The organism is Sphingomonas cremea (assembly GCF_021502585.1).
Classification (GTDB): domain Bacteria; phylum Pseudomonadota; class Alphaproteobacteria; order Sphingomonadales; family Sphingomonadaceae; genus Sphingomicrobium; species Sphingomicrobium cremea.
Window position 1 is genome coordinate 894,117 of the sequence record NZ_JAKFGM010000001.1, and the last position, 14,892, is coordinate 909,008.

General features: G+C 60.8%; 13 protein-coding genes. 4 read left to right on the forward strand and 9 right to left on the reverse strand.

Annotated features, from left to right (window positions below; all coding sequences use genetic code 11):
* Window positions 1-26 precede the first annotated feature (26 nt).
* Complete coding sequence (locus LVY65_RS04600; RefSeq protein ID WP_235066815.1) at window positions 27-1,496, reverse strand: hypothetical protein; 1,470 nt, start codon at window positions 1,494-1,496, stop codon at window positions 27-29.
* Window positions 1,497-1,937: 441 nt separating this feature from the next.
* Between LVY65_RS04600 and LVY65_RS04605 the strand changes: the two genes are divergently transcribed.
* Window positions 1,938-2,342 carry a DUF6356 family protein gene (locus tag LVY65_RS04605; protein ID WP_235066816.1) on the forward strand — a complete coding sequence of 135 codons (405 nt, stop codon included), beginning with the start codon at window positions 1,938-1,940 and terminating at the stop codon, window positions 2,340-2,342.
* Here the strand turns inward: LVY65_RS04605 and LVY65_RS04610 are convergent.
* The 3 genes from LVY65_RS04610 to LVY65_RS04620 form a co-directional block, all read right to left on the reverse strand.
* Window positions 2,339-3,055 (reverse strand): aspartate/glutamate racemase family protein, encoded by a 717-nt coding sequence (locus LVY65_RS04610; RefSeq protein ID WP_235066817.1) that lies wholly within the window; start codon window positions 3,053-3,055, stop codon window positions 2,339-2,341. The genes LVY65_RS04605 and LVY65_RS04610 overlap by 4 nt on opposite strands.
* A 93-nt stretch (window positions 3,056-3,148) precedes the next feature.
* The gene (locus LVY65_RS04615; RefSeq protein ID WP_235066818.1) at window positions 3,149-4,612 is read right to left on the reverse strand and encodes an NAD(P)(+) transhydrogenase (Re/Si-specific) subunit beta; all 1,464 of its coding nucleotides are present in this window, start codon (window positions 4,610-4,612) and stop codon (window positions 3,149-3,151) included.
* Complete coding sequence (locus tag LVY65_RS04620) at window positions 4,605-4,895, reverse strand: NAD(P) transhydrogenase subunit alpha (protein WP_235067170.1); 291 nt, start codon at window positions 4,893-4,895, stop codon at window positions 4,605-4,607. The genes LVY65_RS04615 and LVY65_RS04620 overlap by 8 nt, the downstream gene beginning before the upstream one ends.
* A 222-nt stretch (window positions 4,896-5,117) precedes the next feature.
* On the opposite strand from LVY65_RS04620, the gene LVY65_RS04625 reads away from it, so the two are divergent.
* On the forward strand, window positions 5,118-7,355 hold the full coding sequence (locus LVY65_RS04625; RefSeq protein ID WP_235066819.1) for an EAL domain-containing protein: 2,238 nt from the start codon (window positions 5,118-5,120) through the stop codon (window positions 7,353-7,355).
* Window positions 7,356-7,691: 336 nt separating this feature from the next.
* On the opposite strand, the gene LVY65_RS04630 is transcribed toward LVY65_RS04625, so the two are convergent.
* Together LVY65_RS04630 and LVY65_RS04635 are read right to left on the reverse strand one after the other, a co-directional pair.
* Window positions 7,692-8,822: an NAD(P) transhydrogenase subunit alpha gene (locus LVY65_RS04630; protein ID WP_235066820.1), complete on the reverse strand. Its 1,131-nt coding sequence runs from the start codon at window positions 8,820-8,822 to the stop codon at window positions 7,692-7,694.
* 9 nt (window positions 8,823-8,831) lie between these two features.
* A complete protein-coding gene (locus LVY65_RS04635; protein WP_235066821.1) occupies window positions 8,832-8,981 on the reverse strand; it encodes an aa3-type cytochrome c oxidase subunit IV in 150 nt (49 codons plus the stop codon).
* Window positions 8,982-9,102: 121 nt separating this feature from the next.
* Here LVY65_RS04635 and LVY65_RS04640 point away from each other — a divergent pair, with 121 nt between their 5' ends.
* Both LVY65_RS04640 and LVY65_RS04645 read left to right on the forward strand, forming a co-directional pair.
* The gene (locus tag LVY65_RS04640) at window positions 9,103-10,542 is read left to right on the forward strand and encodes a sigma-54-dependent transcriptional regulator (protein WP_235066822.1); all 1,440 of its coding nucleotides are present in this window, start codon (window positions 9,103-9,105) and stop codon (window positions 10,540-10,542) included.
* An 88-nt stretch (window positions 10,543-10,630) separates the two neighbouring features.
* Window positions 10,631-11,803 carry a M23 family metallopeptidase gene (locus tag LVY65_RS04645; RefSeq protein ID WP_235066823.1) on the forward strand — a complete coding sequence of 391 codons (1,173 nt, stop codon included), beginning with the start codon at window positions 10,631-10,633 and terminating at the stop codon, window positions 11,801-11,803.
* 2 nt (window positions 11,804-11,805) lie between these two features.
* On the opposite strand, the gene folP is transcribed toward LVY65_RS04645, so the two are convergent.
* The 3 genes from folP to LVY65_RS04660 form a co-directional block, all read right to left on the reverse strand.
* Complete coding sequence (gene folP, locus LVY65_RS04650; protein ID WP_235066824.1) at window positions 11,806-12,876, reverse strand: dihydropteroate synthase; 1,071 nt, start codon at window positions 12,874-12,876, stop codon at window positions 11,806-11,808.
* Window positions 12,877-12,882: 6 nt separating this feature from the next.
* The gene (locus LVY65_RS04655) at window positions 12,883-14,019 is read right to left on the reverse strand and encodes a site-specific DNA-methyltransferase (RefSeq protein ID WP_328282480.1); all 1,137 of its coding nucleotides are present in this window, start codon (window positions 14,017-14,019) and stop codon (window positions 12,883-12,885) included.
* Between the two features lie 196 nt (window positions 14,020-14,215).
* Window positions 14,216-14,836, reverse strand: coding sequence for a ribonuclease HII (locus LVY65_RS04660; protein ID WP_235066825.1), 621 nt, complete (start codon window positions 14,834-14,836; stop codon window positions 14,216-14,218).
* Window positions 14,837-14,892: the final 56 nt, after the last annotated feature.

The following is a 14,892-nucleotide window of genomic DNA, read 5'->3' on the forward strand; positions in this document are numbered from 1 at the left end:
GGGACTTCCATCGCGCCTTGCGAGAGTTAGGACGACGTTGCTTCCTTAAGGCCTTCAAGCGAACGGCGCCGCCCTGGGGCCGCTGAAAGCGCGCGCTCATAGGCATTGGCGGCCTCTGGCTTGCGGCCCATTGCCAGCAGTTCATCGCCAAGCAGTTCGGCACTCGGCTTTGCAAGAACCGGTGGGCCGAACGGCGGTGGCAGTTTGCCTTCTGCGTCGGCGCATGCGGACAGAAGGGCAAGCCCGCGTTCGCGGTCGCCTCTGGCAAGCGCAACAACCGCTTCACCCTGTGCGACGGCACGATCGAGCCATGCCGCGCTTTCATGGTCGTCGGGCCGCTCAACCGGCATAGCCTTATCAATTGTGACGCGGTCGCGCTTCAGTTCAGCTAGCGCATGTTCGGCCGCTGCCGCGTCGTTGCGGGCAGCGATTAGTGCGCCGTAATTTAGTTCGAAACGGCCAAGCAGATACGCCTCTACCCCGGACGCCGCATGCGAATCCGGCCAATGGCCAGTATCGACGCCCGTCCGAACCGCAATGGTCGCCCAACTGTTGAACGCATTGCGGTCTTCGCCAAGTACGCTCTTGTCGGTCCCTCCTGCCACTTCGGCCAACGCTTGGCTCCGGCAGACTTGCACGTTTGCGCGGCTGTCTTTGCCTTGCTGGTCAAGCGCATAGATCAGCCACTCGTTATAGTGTCCACAATTGGCTGGGGGCCTCTTTTCCGCGGCGCGCTGGGCATTGACGACTTTTATTGCCTGAACATTCGTCCTTTCGACCGCCTCCCAATTTCCAAGCGCGAGATAGATGTGGCTGACCATATGTTGGGCATGCCCGGCGTCAGGAGCGACGTTTGCGTAGCGCCTTGCCGCCCGCAGGCCGAGCGGCGCGTGAATCGGATCGTCATAGCTGTGAATCAGGTAATGGAGCAGCCCGGGATGGTCGGGATGCAGCTCGAACCCCTCCTCCAGCATCGCCGCGGCCTTCATGTAGGTTGCGACATCGCGCCCCTCACTTGCGAGCCCAAGGGTCGCAAGGGCAGCGAAGCTTCGTGCATCCACATTGCTGGGATCGGAGACGAAAATGGCCATCATTTTCTGATAGTAACGGCGGTCGCGCTCAACCTTGTCGCCATCGCCGTATAGGGTTTCCACCGCATCGAGCCACGCTGCCTCGCGCGGGCTGCGCGCCTTTGCACTCCGCGCCTCGCGAGTGGGGCCGAGCTTGGCGAGGACGGCCCTTGCCTTGACAGGATCCTGGAACGCCCAGAGCGGATGATTGTAAGTCATCGCCTCGCCCCAATAGGCCATGACATCGCCAGGGTCAGCCGCCTGCGCCTCGCGAAATGCGGAGGCGGCGTTGCCATATTCGAAATTGTGCAACCAATAGAGGCCGCGCGCATAGTTTGAGGTCAATAACTTGCTTGCCGCAGGCGGCGCCGATCCGGCATCATGTAGATGTTGCGCCATGGCCGGTACGGCCCCCAAGGCGCTCACGGCTAGCAAAAATGCAATTCGGCGACCCATGCCTGTCTCCCCCACGACCAGGAGGCTAGGACCGCATTAGTGATGTCGCAAGTTTGGCGCCGCACTTGGGTCCAGGATCAGGAACCTGTGTGCCCGCCGGCTCCGTCGTTGCCTGGTTTCGTGTTCGCTTCGGCGGAACCCGCCTCAAGTCGAACCACTCTGGGCTTGCGCCACTTCTTCTTTTCCAACTTGCTATCCCGTCCGTTCCCAACAATGGGATAGGTTTGCTTAGCGCGATATACAAGTCATTCAATTCTCTGCGGTTTGTGATTTTTTCCAGCGTGGTGCTGCTCATCGATGAAGGACGAGGGAACGTCCGTTGGGCGCATCCAGTGTGAAACTCGTCGCCCATCCATTGACGACTGCGAATCGATCTGGCTGCTTCCACCCATTGCAGGGTTGGAGAGGGCGATGATCGGAAAAACTAGGGCGCACCTGCAGGCGGCGGGTGAAAGCTATTGGCAACATTTCCGCTTTGCCACGACCTTTGGACTGCTGGCGACGGCGGCGGGCATTGCAGCTCTAATCCATGCCGTCATTCCGGCTGCTTGCACCAGCACTGCCAGCCGGATCGTCCGGCACCTTGGTCATTTGATCGAGGATCGAGGTATGATTGACGCGATTGAACGTGACGCAGTCGAAGCGAGGGCCTTTATCCTCTTGCTGCTTCTGGCTGCGGTTGTCGTGGCCCCGCTGTGGATCCTCGACGTGCCGACCGGCCTGCGCCTGGTTTACACGATATTGGCTTTCTTGCTTCCGGCAACGCTGCTGATCAGCAATCCGGATCTTTCGTCCTTTGGGGAGCGGGTCGCCTAAGCGGCAGCTCGTGCCTGTTCCTGCTCGCCAAGCATCCAGTCGACTGCCATTCGTGCATGTATGGCCGTTGTGTCATAGACCGGCAGGACGTTGGCGCGGACGTCGACGGCAAGCACTAGCTCGGTACAACCGAGCACGATCGCCTGCACCTTCTGCTTGCCCAGCTCGGTAATCAAGGTCTTCAGCTTTCGTTGGCTTTCACGGACCACGCGCCCGGCAGCTAGTTCCTCATAGATGATCCGGTCGACCTCTGTCCGCCACATCGGGTTCAGGTCGATGAGCTGGATCCCGCGACTTTCATAACGTTCGCGGATGAAAGTTTCGGTCTGAACGAAGCGGGTGCCAAGCAGCGCTACCCTTGTTCGGCCGTCAGAAACGATCCGCTCGGCCGCGGCGTCGCCGATGTGAAGAATTGGAAGCCCGGTCTCTTCGACAATTTCGCCCCCCACGCGATGCATGGTGTTGGACGCGAGCAGCAACCCCTCCACGCCGCTGGCCTTCAGCCGACGTGCAGCCTCAACCGCACCCTGGGCGACGCCGGCCCAATCCTCGGCCTGCTGCATCGCTGCAAGGGGTGCGAAATCAAGACTTTCGATCGCCAGCACCGCGCTATGCAGCCCACCAAGTCGATGAGCGATGCCGCGGTTGATCTGTTCATAATAAAGCGCAGTGGAGGCCCAGCTTGCACCCCCGACGATCCCCAGTTTCTTCACGCCGTGCCACCCTCCCGACTCCCCGCCGGGAGTCCGGCTGGGGGCTTTAACCCAGATGCGATTTGCCTTCTGGGTGTAGCAGGAAAAGTGCCATTAACCCAAGGCCTTAACGATCTCCTCGACCATTTTTTTGGCGTCGGCGAGAAGCATCATCGTGTTGTCGCGATAGAATAATTCATTGTCGACGCCGGCGTAACCCACGCCCCCCATCGACCGCTTCACGAACAAGACGGTGCGAGCTTTTTCCACGTCCAACACCGGCATACCGTAAATGGGCGACCCCTTGTCGGTCTTGGCGGCTGGGTTGGTGACATCGTTCGCACCAATCACAAAGGCGACGTCCGCAGTAGCAAACTCGCTGTTAATGTCCTCCAGTTCGAAAACTTCATCGTAAGGGACATTGGCCTCGGCCAGCAGCACGTTCATATGCCCCGGCATTCGACCCGCGACGGGATGGATCGCATATTTGACCTCCACCCCTTCCTTTTTCAGCAGGTCGGCCATTTCCCGAAGGATATGCTGCGCCTGGGCGACCGCCATGCCGTATCCGGGGACGATGATCACCTTGTCCGCTTGCTTCATCAAGAAGGCGGCGTCCTCCGCCGAACCTCGCTTGTAGGGTCGGTCGATCGCCTCGGCCGCCCCCGACGAAGCGACCGCGCCAAAGCCGCCGGCTATGACCGAGATGAAACTGCGGTTCATCGCCTTGCACATGATGTAGCTGAGGATTGCACCGGATGAGCCGACCAGCGCGCCCGTGATGATCATCGCGCTGTTGTGAAGCGTAAACCCCATCGCCGCCGCGGCCCAGCCTGAGTAGCTGTTGAGCATGGAGATGACGACGGGCATGTCGGCCCCGCCAATGGGGATGATCAGGAGGAAGCCAATAGCGAAGCTCAGGGCGGCAAGAGTCCAGAAATCTATTGGGCTTTGTGAGTCATAGAATCCGAAGAGGAAGAAGAAGATTGCCAGCATCGCGGCAAGGTTGATCCAGTGGCGCGCTGGCAAGAGGATGGGCTTGCCGCTCATATTGCCGTTTAGCTTCAGGAACGCGATGACCGATCCAGAGAAGGTAATGGCGCCAATGGCAACGCCCAGCCCCATCTCAATACGGCTGACGCCCAGGATCGATCCTGCTGCATCTACGATGCCAAACGCCGACGGATTAAGGAATGCCGCTGAGCCGACCAACACCGCTGCCATGCCGACCAGCGAGTGAAATGCCGCGACCAGCTGTGGCATGGCTGTCATCTGAATTCGGCGCGACGTTACCAAGCCGATGGCCGCACCGATCAAGATGGCAATCAAGATTTCGCCAGCAGAGGCTAATTCCAGGTTCAGGCTAATTACGTGCCCATCGGACAAAGTCCCCGGCATTCGTGGAGCATGAACTATCAACGTCGTCACCACGGCAATCGCCATGCCGATCATGCCGAGGCGGTTGCCGCGCTGGCTGCTTGCCGGGCTCGACAGCCCGCGCAGGGCGAGGATGAAGCAGATCCCTGAAATCAGGTAAGCGATCAGGACCCAGGATGGGGTCGCCGCGACCTCATGCATCGCGACGCTCCTTCTTCTTGTACATCGCCAGCATTCGGGCCGTGACGGCAAAGCCGCCAAAGATGTTCACGCTGGCAAGCGCCACGGCCAATAAGCCGAGCCATTTCGACGATGCGCTGCCCGCCGCCGCGGCCGCGATCAGCGCGCCAACGACGATCACCGATGAAATGGCGTTGGTCACTGACATCAGCGGCGTGTGAAGTGCGGGCGTTACCGACCAGACCACATAATAGCCGACGAAACAGGCCAGCACGAAAATCGACAGGATCGAGATGAAGTCCACGCGGACGGCCTCCCCCAAATGGTGGCCGATGTTCTGGCAAGCCCAGGCGAGGTTGTCGAGGGCGACGGCAAGGGCGCCCCGGTCCGTTATTAATCCGTTCACGGTTTCCGATTTGTTAACTCTTTTCTGGGCATGGCCGGAGCGACGACGACAAGGATATGCCCGCCCATGCGATGGCCGAACCGCCGCAACCGCGAACCCGGGGCAAAACGCCCTGCGAGGATGCTTGCCTGGGCCATCATCGTTGGGATGCTGTTCGGGCTGGTCGGCGCCGGCGAACTTCCCGAGGATCGGCTCCGGGTCATCCGCAATCACATCAACGAGCGCCCAGTTAGCGGTGACATCGTGCTGGTCGGGATCGACGAGAAGTCGGTTGGAAAGATCGGACGCTGGCCCTGGCCGCGCGGGCGATATGCGGAGCTGGTGGACGCGATTGGCGCCGCTGGACCCAAACAACAGGTCCATGACATCATGTTCCCCGACAAGTCGGATCCGGTTCAGGACCGTATGCTGGTCGACGCACTGGCCCGGAGCGGGAACGTCACGCTTGCCTACCTGCCGCGCTCTGGCGCTCAGGACGGCAAATATGAAGACGTCCGCCCGCTCGCCGAGTTCAGGCAGTTTTCAAAAATCGGCACGATCGGCCTTCGCTACAATTACGCCAACGAAGCATGGCTCCTGCCACGGGGAACGCGTCGTGGTATGACCGTCATCCCGTCACTGGCCTCAATTCTGGCTGACCAGACGACGGTCACCGACCAGGAATTCCGGGCAAATTACTCCTTCGACCCTGGTTCCATTCCCACCTACAGCGCGGTCGATGTCATGTCGGGACGGGTTGATCCTGCCAGGCTGCGGGGCAAGACTATTATCGTCGGTACGGCTGCCGAGCGACTTGGGGATCAGTTCATGCTGCCCGGCTGGGGAAAGGCGAGCGGCGTCTTCATCCACATTATTGGCGCGGAAACGCTGAAGGCAGGCACGCCCGTCGATGTCGGCTGGGTGCCGGCCTTCCTGATTGCCTCGCTACTGGTCGGTTTGGCAGTATCAAGGCGGACCACGGTGCAGGCGGGGATACTTGGCGGCGGAACGGTCATGCTGCTCGCGGGACCGCTAATGCTCGAGCGCAATCAGATTTTTGCCGATGTAACGCCTGGCCTGTTTGTCATTCTTTGGGTCGTTATTGGTCTCGCGATGCAGAATGTGAAGCGCCGCGGGCTGACCAACACCGTCAGCGGACTTCCCAACCTCAATGCGCTTCGCCGAGCCCGGCACGAGCGGGAGCGCCCGCTGATTGTGGCCCGCGTCCTCAATTATCCGCAAATCGTGTCCACTCTGTCCCAGGCCAACGAGCGAAGCCTGACCGAACAGATTGCCGCTCGGCTGAAAGTCGGATCCGAAGTATCGACAGTATACCAGGGCGACGAGGGAGTATTCGCCTGGACCGTTCCCGCAGGAACGGCCATTGGCCACCATGTCGAGGCGTTGCACGCCCTCTTTCGCAGCCCGGCCAAGGTCGATGGCAAACCGTTCGATATTCCGATCAGCTTCGGCGTTGAAATCGGCAGCGGGCGCTCAATCGCCAACCGCCTGGGTAGCGCGCTGGTTGCCGCCGACGAGGCGACCGTAGAGGGCCTGAGGTGGAAATATCATGACCCCGAGAGGCTAAAGGATGCCGAATGGCGGCTGTCGCTTCTCAGCCAGCTTGATGATGCAATCGACTGTGGCCAGGTTTGGGTCGCCTATCAGCCGCAGTTGGACCTGCGCACGAACCGCATGCGGGGCGCCGAGGCGCTGGCGCGCTGGACCCACCCTGAAAAGGGTCCCATCAGCCCAAGCGAATTCATTGCCGCGGCGGAGCAGAGCGACCGCATCGAAAAGCTGACTTTCTTCGTGCTTGATCATGCCGTAGCCGCGGCCGCCGCCATCAACCGCGACCATGGCGAATTCCACATGGCCGTAAACCTGTCCGCCCGGATGCTAAGTGACAAAACGCTGCCTTCGCGAGTTCGAGAAATACTCGACCGCCACGGTCTCGATCCGGCGCGGCTCACGCTTGAACTGACCGAGACCGCCGAACTGTCGAGCGGCGCAGACATCGGTCCTCTATTCGACCTGCGTGACCTCGGGATCCGGATTTCGATCGACGACTATGGCACCGGCCTGTCGACGCTCGAATATCTCAAGAAGATTCCCGCGAGCGAGATCAAGATCGATCAAAGCTTCGTCAAGTCGATGCGCGACCATCGCAGCGATCTGGTCATGGTCCAATCGACAATCGCACTTGCTCATTCGCTTGGCAGGACGGTTGTCGCAGAAGGAGTCGAGAGCCGGGAAATCCTCGACATGCTTGTCGCGATGAAATGCGAGATTGCCCAAGGCTTTGTTGTCGGTCGTCCAAGCAGTCTTAACGATTTGTCTAAGCGTCTATTTGGCGAGAGGAAGCGACGAGCTGCCTGAATTGGTTAATTCCTTGCTAACCATTTCCCTTAAGGTTAATGTCCCCGTCTGCGGCATGAGTCGCCGCGTTACGACAGGGGACGATCATGAAGTACAAGAAAGCGAGCTCGACCCGGGGCCTTTGGTCTTGGCTGTTCGGCCATGGCTGGAGCGGAGCTGGCGGCAGCGGCTGAACGAATTCCGGCCGTTAAGGCCGGATTTCTGCAGAATTTCGACGATCTGCGACTCGGCGCGGATCGTCATCCTGCGTGTCTGACACATCGGCGTCGCCATTGCCGAGTGTGCGGCTGAAACAGCCCCGCCTCGACAATGCTTCTGGCACCTAATCGGAAATTGTTACTGGGACGTCTTGAGGCGGTCGTTAACGATTGAGCCTGCCTTGGTTAGCCGGATTGCAGCGACGATCTCGTCGTCATCGGGCAGCACTGGCCCGCTGGATTCCTTGTCCCAAAAGGCAATAAGGAAGTTGGCCAGGTTGCGCCCAAACAAAGCTGAAGCATCGGCAGCCAGGGAACGCGCCAGCTGAACCGCGCCAACAATCGTGACGCCATGCCGCTGGACAGTCTCGCCAGCGACGCACCCCTCCACATTGCCTCCGGCTTCGGCCGCCAGGTCGACGATTACGCTGCCCTTTCTCATGGTCGCCAGTTGCGCGTCGCTAACCAATCGCGGCGCGGGACGGCCCGGAATAAGCGCAGTGGTTATGACGATGTCCTGCTTGGCGATGTGCCCTGATACCAGCTCGGCTTGTGCCGCCTGGTATTCGGCACTGGTTTCGCTGGCGTATCCGCCCTTCCCTTCGCCCTCAATTCCGGCAACGCCCTCGACGAAGATCGGCTTCGCGCCAAGCGAGAGGATCTGTTCCTTGGTCGCCGATCTCACATCGGTCGCACTGACCTGGGCTCCCAACCGGCGGCCGGTGGCAATCGCTTGCAACCCGGCAACTCCCACGCCCATCACAAACAGCTTGGCTGGGCTCACTGTGCCTGCAGCGGTCATCATCATGGGATAGGCACGGCCGTATATCGAAGCTGCGTCGACGACGGCCTTGTATCCGGCAAGGTTCGATTGGGAAGAAAGTATGTCCATCGACTGGGCGCGGGTAATACGCGGCATCCACTCCATCGCCAGCGCTTCCAGGCCGGCGGAAGCATAGGCCTTGATTGCGTCACCATGCTTTGGCGGATCGAGCGCGCCAATCAGAAGTGCGCCAGCCTTTGCACCGTCGAGCGACCCGGGCTCAGGCCCCATCACGCACAATATAATTTCGGCGTCCTTCAGGACGTCCGCGCGCGAACCGATGGTCGCACCCGCAGCCTTGAAATCGTCATCCGAAATCGACGCAGCCTCGCCCGCCCCCTGCTCAACGGAAACTGCCGCTCCCAGCCCGGCAAACTTCTTCACCGTTTCGGGGATGGCGGCGACACGGGTTTCCGCGCCACCTTCACGCAAGACCGCGATCTTCAAGCGCGCGGCCTAATTGGCGATGGTGTAGATGACGATGGCGGCGACGATCGCGGTCGCGATCATTCCATATTTGAATAGTTTGAGAAAACCCGAATAATTGCGCTCGTGCGCCGGGTAATCCATCTCGGTTGCAGTCGGGTGGGCCTGTTCGTCGGCCATGCTTTCGTCCCCTTTGGAATTTTGCCTCGGCCGGCGTCTTAACAAGCCTACTGCTGCTGCCCAAGCGCCTTTTTTCGCTGCGCTTAAGAGGAGCTTTACTCCTTTGCGTTAGATTCGTCTCATGCGCGAAGAAGTTGTCCTCCGATCGCTTTTGTTAGTCGATGCCGATGCCAATGAGCGACGGCAACTTTCGGCAGTCGCGTCGCGTGCCGGTTGGAGCATGGTTGGCGCCGCTTGCGCGGAGAGCGCGGTCGGTTTGCTCCAGGGGCCACATGGGCGCGAAGTTAGAGCCGCCCTGCTATCCAACTGGACCGATGAACAAGGTCCGGAACTGATCGCGGCGCTGCGGCAATGCCGCCCGAATCTGCCGATCATCGTACTGGCCGACGGCGGTTCCATCGCACTCGCGGTCGATGCGATGCGCGCAGGTGCTTCCGATTATTTGTCCAGGCCGATCGCGCCAGAACGATTGATCGAGGCACTTGCTGCTCATGCCGACCGCCGTCGCGCGTCGGGCGAATTGGCGCCGTTGTCGGAAAAGATCGCACCGGACCTGTCGCTCGACCAACTGGTGGGCGCCGCGCCCGAATTTCGATCCGCCCTGGCGGTCGCGGCCAAGGGTGCGCGCAATCGGTTGCCGATCCTGATCTTTGGCGAGGCGGGAGCGGGCAAGGAAACATTTGCCCGGGCCATCCATCACGCCAGTCTCCGGGCACGCGGGCCGCTGGTCCAGCTCGACTGCAAGGTGGTTGCCGCCAACATCATCGACAGCGAGCTATTCGGCCATGTCCCGGGCGCCTTCCCTGGCGCCTTTTCCGAACGCGTCGGACGCATGGTCGAAGCCGATGGCGGAACGCTGCTCCTCGACGAAATCGGCGCGTTGCCGAAGGAAACCCAAGAGCGGCTCGACCGCGTGCTGGCTACCGGCGAAGTGCGCCCGGTAGGCTGTAACGGCTCCAATTCGATCGACATTCGACTTATCGCGACATCTAGTCGGGCATTGCCTGATGATTTTCACCCAGGCCTCGCCGAACGCATTGCTACAACAACTGTAACCATCCCTCCCCTGCGCGATCGCAGTGGGGATATCCCAGCGCTCGTCCGTCACTTTCTAACTCGCTTTGCCGAGGAACCGGGCATGCGCGCCCTGTCGATTGGCAATGATTCGCTTGCGGTGCTGATGCGCTATGGCTGGCCGGGCAATGTCCGCCAGCTGGCCGGAGTGCTGTTCCGCGCTGCGCTCCAGGCGGAGGGCAATTCGCTAACGGCCCAGGATTTCCCTCATATCGCCATCCAGTCGCGCTTTTCCGGGCGCCGAAGCGATGTGTCGCCGGACATCGGCAAGGCATCGGCCGACGCAGCCATGGCTGGCGCGCCTCAGGTGACGCTGTACCATCAGGACGGACACTTGCGGAGCCTGGAGGAAATCGAGGCTGACATTATCCGCCTCGCCATCGGCCATTATCGCGGCCGTATGACCGAAGTCGCCCGTCGCCTCGGGATTGGTCGCTCGACCCTCTATCGCAAGCTGGGCGAGCTCGGGATCGACACTGCGGCGTAACAATTCCAATTGAATGCGCGTATAGCGGGGGCTCGGCGACCTTCTGCGGGCTATGGCTGTAATCGAAGATCGCCGCGGAGAATTCTCCATGATGCGCTATCTCACCTGCTCGACTGCGTTGGCTTTGTTTTCGCTCGCCACTTCGGCTCAAGCGGCTGAGGGGCCGCTTTCTGTCGCAACATGCCCTTCCAAATCGCTGCATGCATTTGCGCTGGGACCGGGAACTCGATTCCAGTCGCTGGTGGTTCCGAACGTCGCCATTCGCAACGGCAGCCCCGGAGCCGCCGAAATCACTGCCGTCGAATTTGAGCTTTTATCCAGTGCGACGGTTTTCGACACGCGACGGTTGTCGGGACAGGAACTCGCGGCGCGGACCAAGGCGGGATCAGCAGTTCAAAACGGACTGTTGCAGCTCTTCCCAGCGCAATTTTGTGACGGCGCTTTGCTGGGCACCGATCCCAAACTGTCCGTCACAACCAGCGTGGCGCCAGGGGCTGCGATTCTGATCCCTAACGAGACATTCGCCTGGCGCGGGAGTCGGGACTCCGTTCGGATCAAAATCGATGCAATGGTAGGCGGCAAGCCTGAAAGCATCAGCCTGTCGCTACCAATCGACGCCGCGGGGTCGAAAACGGCAATGCGCTTTCCGTTGGCTGGGACCTGGTTTGTCGCGGTTGCCGGGACGCCCCATGGAGCGCATCGCTGGGCGCTACCGGAGGCATTTGCCTACGATATCGTGGCGCTTGGCAGCGGCAATTTGAGCTACAAGAACAAAGGCGAGCGATTCCAGGACTATTATGCATATGGATCGCCTGTGTTTGCCGTGGCCGATGGTACGGTGCGGGAAGTGATTTCGGATCAGCCCGAAGACCCGGCCGTCCTTCGCCGGCCTGGCGAAAGCCTGGAAGCCTATGCGGCGCGTTCCGGCGAAATCCAGCAAGCCTTGTTGCAACGTGGCGACCATGCGCTCGTCGGGAATTCGGTGCTGATCGACCATGGGAATGGCGAATATTCGGTATATGCCCATTTGAAACCAGGACCGCCTTTGGTCCAGGTCGGCCAGCGAGTGACTTCCGGGACGCAGATCGGATTGCTCGGCAGTTCCGGTAATTCGACCGAGCCGCACCTCCATTTTCATCTCTGCGATGCGCCCAGTACTCTACACTGCGCGGGCATCCCGCCAACATTTACCGATGTCGAATTGCCCTATGCGGATGGCCCCCGCACCATCCAGGCTGGCGATATTGTCGTCACGAAGTAGGCTTAGGCGCGAGGCGTCAGTGCGGCGTCCCTTAACCCCCGCCAGACTTTGAGCGCCTGGACGGTCTCGGGGACATCATGGACGCGGATGATCTGGGCGCCCTGCTCCACGGCCTTCAGCGCAAGCGCCAGGCTTCCCGCAAGTCGCTGATCCGCTGGCACTTCGCCTGACAGCGCACCGATCATCCGCTTTCTACTGGCGCCCAGCACAACCGGGCAGCCGAGCCCGTGAAACAGCGCCAGGCCATTCAGCAGCTCAAGGTTATGCGCGACCGATTTGCCAAAGCCGATGCCGGGGTCGATCAAGATCCTGTCACGGGCGATGCCGGCCATCTCAGCCGCCTCGATCCTCTCCTCGAGCCACAGATAGGCCTCGATCAAGACATCGCCGTATCGCGGATCCTTCTGCATGGTTTGAGGATCGCCTTGGTGGTGCATCAGCACGACCGAAACGCTCGCCTTGGCCACAAGGTCGGCCGATTGCGGGTCCCAAGTCAGCGCCGAAACGTCGTTGACCATGCCCGCACCAACGCCCAGCGCGGCGCTGATAACGGCCGATTTGCGGGTGTCGATCGAAACCGCGGTCCCGGCAGCGGCCAATTGCTGAACCACCGGCAACACACGTTCGATCTCATCGCCGTCCCACACAGCACTGGCGCCGGGTCGTGTGGATTCGCCACCAACGTCGATAATCGCGGCGCCCTGGGCAGCCATATTGGCGCCGGCTTCAGCAGCTGCAACGGCATCCGCATAAACGCCACCATCGGAGAAGCTGTCCGGCGTTGCGTTGATGATCCCCATTACCTGCGGCTGGTCGAGGCGGATGGTGCGTTGGCCGACTTGCAGCGCTGGCCGAGGCGCTATGGTTCGTGCCCAGTCGGCGGCCATTGCCTCGTCAAAATGCGCCTCGATACCTTCGACCGGCACGAGCTCTGTTGAAATGCGCCTGTCTTCTTCCACCCGGATGAGTTCGACCAGGCCAAACCAATTCAGCCCGCCGGCGAGGCGCGCAACCTTGCCGTCATGGCCGAATGGGGAATCAATGAAGCCAGTTGGCCGAAGAAGGGTGCGCATCCCCGCTTATAGCGCTGACAGATGAGCTTGCCGCAACGCGTCGATGGGCTGCAGCTTGCCCTCTTGTTCGACATGCCAGAAGGTCCAGCCGTTGCACGACGGTGCACCCTGCAGCGCGGCGCCAACCTTGTGGATCGACCCAGCCTGTCCTTCACACACGATCGAGCCATCCGCGCTGACACTGGCCGACCAGCGGCGCTTGGCATCGGTCAGCTGCGTTCCGGCCGGGACCATTCCGCTTTCCACCAGCAGGCCGAAGGCAACGCGGGGTTGACTTCGCTTTTCGCCCATCACGGTCATCGCGCTCTCGTCGAGAGGCAGCGTCGCTGCGATCCGTTCGCTGGCCACCTTCACATATTTGCGCTCGCGTTCGATCCCGATCCACCTGCGGCCAAGGCGCCGCGCCACTGCGCCGGTTGTGCCGGTGCCGAAGAAAGGGTCGAGCACGACATCGCCCGGCTTGGTGCACGCAAGCAGGATCCGGTAGAGTAACGCCTCGGGCTTTTGCGTCGGATGCGCCTTGTCGCCCGCATCGTCCTTGACCCGCTCCGATCCCGAGCAGATCGGCAGCATCCAATCCGATCGCATCTGCAAATCGTCGTTGAGCGCCTTCATCGCGCGATAATTGAACGTATATTTTGCGCGCCCGTCCTTTGCGCACCAGATCAATGTTTCATGGGCATTGGTGAAGCGCGTACCGCGAAAATTGGGCATCGGATTGGCTTTGCGCCAGACGATGTCGTTCAAGATCCAGAAGTCCGCATCCTGCAGAAGTGCCCCGACCCGATAGATGTTGTGATAGCTGCCGATCACCCAGATCGTGCCATCGTCCTTCAGGATCCGCCGCGCCTCCGCCAGCCATTCCCGGGTGAAATCGTCATAGACGGTGAGGCTGTCGAACTTGTCCCAATCGTCGTCGACCGCGTCGACCCGGCCGCCCTCTGGCCGGAACAGGTCACCTTGCAACTGAAGATTGTAAGGCGGGTCGGCGAAGATCATGTCGACTGACTTGTCCGGCAGCCGCGCCATTTCGGCGATGCAATCCCCTTCGAGGATCGAATCGATCGGCAGCACCTTTGCCTTGGGACTGGTGCGCGGGCGCGAGCGCCCAAGATTCTCCGCTACCGGCGCGATCATGTTCATTGCTGGCCATCCCATTTTTGCTCGGGTCCAGCGATGATTCAGGCCGGACTCGCGGTCAAGGCGGGCGTAACCATGGCCGATCTGCGAAAGGATGAGAACAAAAGGAATCCGCCGGATTCCAAACACCAGATGTTGAGTCTACGGCGCTCGGTGAGACTCAATCCCTAGTGGTGTGACTCGAAAGACTCGGGCCTAATTATTCCAGCGGCAAAGCCATTATTTGTTCCGCTCGCTCTCGAACCCGACCGAAGCTGCGACGATGAAGCGGTGTAAGGCCAAGCGTATCGAGCGCGCGAATATGTTCGGGCGTTGGATAGCCGCGATTATGCTCCCAGCCATATCCGGGATAATCCCGGGCATAGTCGGACATGATCCGGTCACGCGTTACCTTGGCGACGATCGACGCGGCGGCGATCGAGCGGCACTTGGCGTCGCCGGCGACGATCGCCTTCGACGGGCGTTGCCAACGCGGGGTAGCGTTTCCGTCGACCAGCACCCAGGCGGGCTCGAAACCCAGCGCCTCGACCGCCCGCGTCATTGCGAGCATCCGCGCCCAGTAAATGTTGATCTGGTCGATTTCCTCGACCGAAGCCATTCCGACCCCGATCCGCGCGACTTTTTGAAGCCGTCCGTAAATCGCCTCGCGCGCGTCGAGGTCCAGCTTCTTCGAATCATCAATTCCGCGCGGAAATCTTTCGCGATCGAGAACGACCGCGGCGGCGACCACTGGCCCTGCCAGGGGTGCGCAACCGGCCTCATCGACCCCGGCAAGAGGCATAGGGAACTCGAGCTCAAGCTTGAAACATGGCCGCTTCACGATGGCGACGATATTTCCGGTAGCAGCGTCCCGCCAGTAGCACTTTGAAATTTTTG

Coding starts and splice junctions, on each gene's coding strand:
- LVY65_RS04605 (WP_235066816.1), top strand. CDS start 1,938: ATGATCGGAAAAACTAGGGCGCACCTGCAGGCGGCGGGTGAAAGCTAT.
- LVY65_RS04615 (WP_235066818.1), bottom strand. CDS start 4,612: ATGCATGAGGTCGCGGCGACCCCATCCTGGGTCCTGATCGCTTACCTG.
- LVY65_RS04625 (WP_235066819.1), top strand. CDS start 5,118: ATGCTTGCCTGGGCCATCATCGTTGGGATGCTGTTCGGGCTGGTCGGC.
- LVY65_RS04635 (WP_235066821.1), bottom strand. CDS start 8,981: ATGGCCGACGAACAGGCCCACCCGACTGCAACCGAGATGGATTACCCG.
- LVY65_RS04640 (WP_235066822.1), top strand. CDS start 9,103: ATGCGCGAAGAAGTTGTCCTCCGATCGCTTTTGTTAGTCGATGCCGAT.
- LVY65_RS04645 (WP_235066823.1), top strand. CDS start 10,631: ATGATGCGCTATCTCACCTGCTCGACTGCGTTGGCTTTGTTTTCGCTC.
- folP (WP_235066824.1), bottom strand. CDS start 12,876: ATGCGCACCCTTCTTCGGCCAACTGGCTTCATTGATTCCCCATTCGGC.
- LVY65_RS04655 (WP_328282480.1), bottom strand. CDS start 14,019: ATGAACATGATCGCGCCGGTAGCGGAGAATCTTGGGCGCTCGCGCCCG.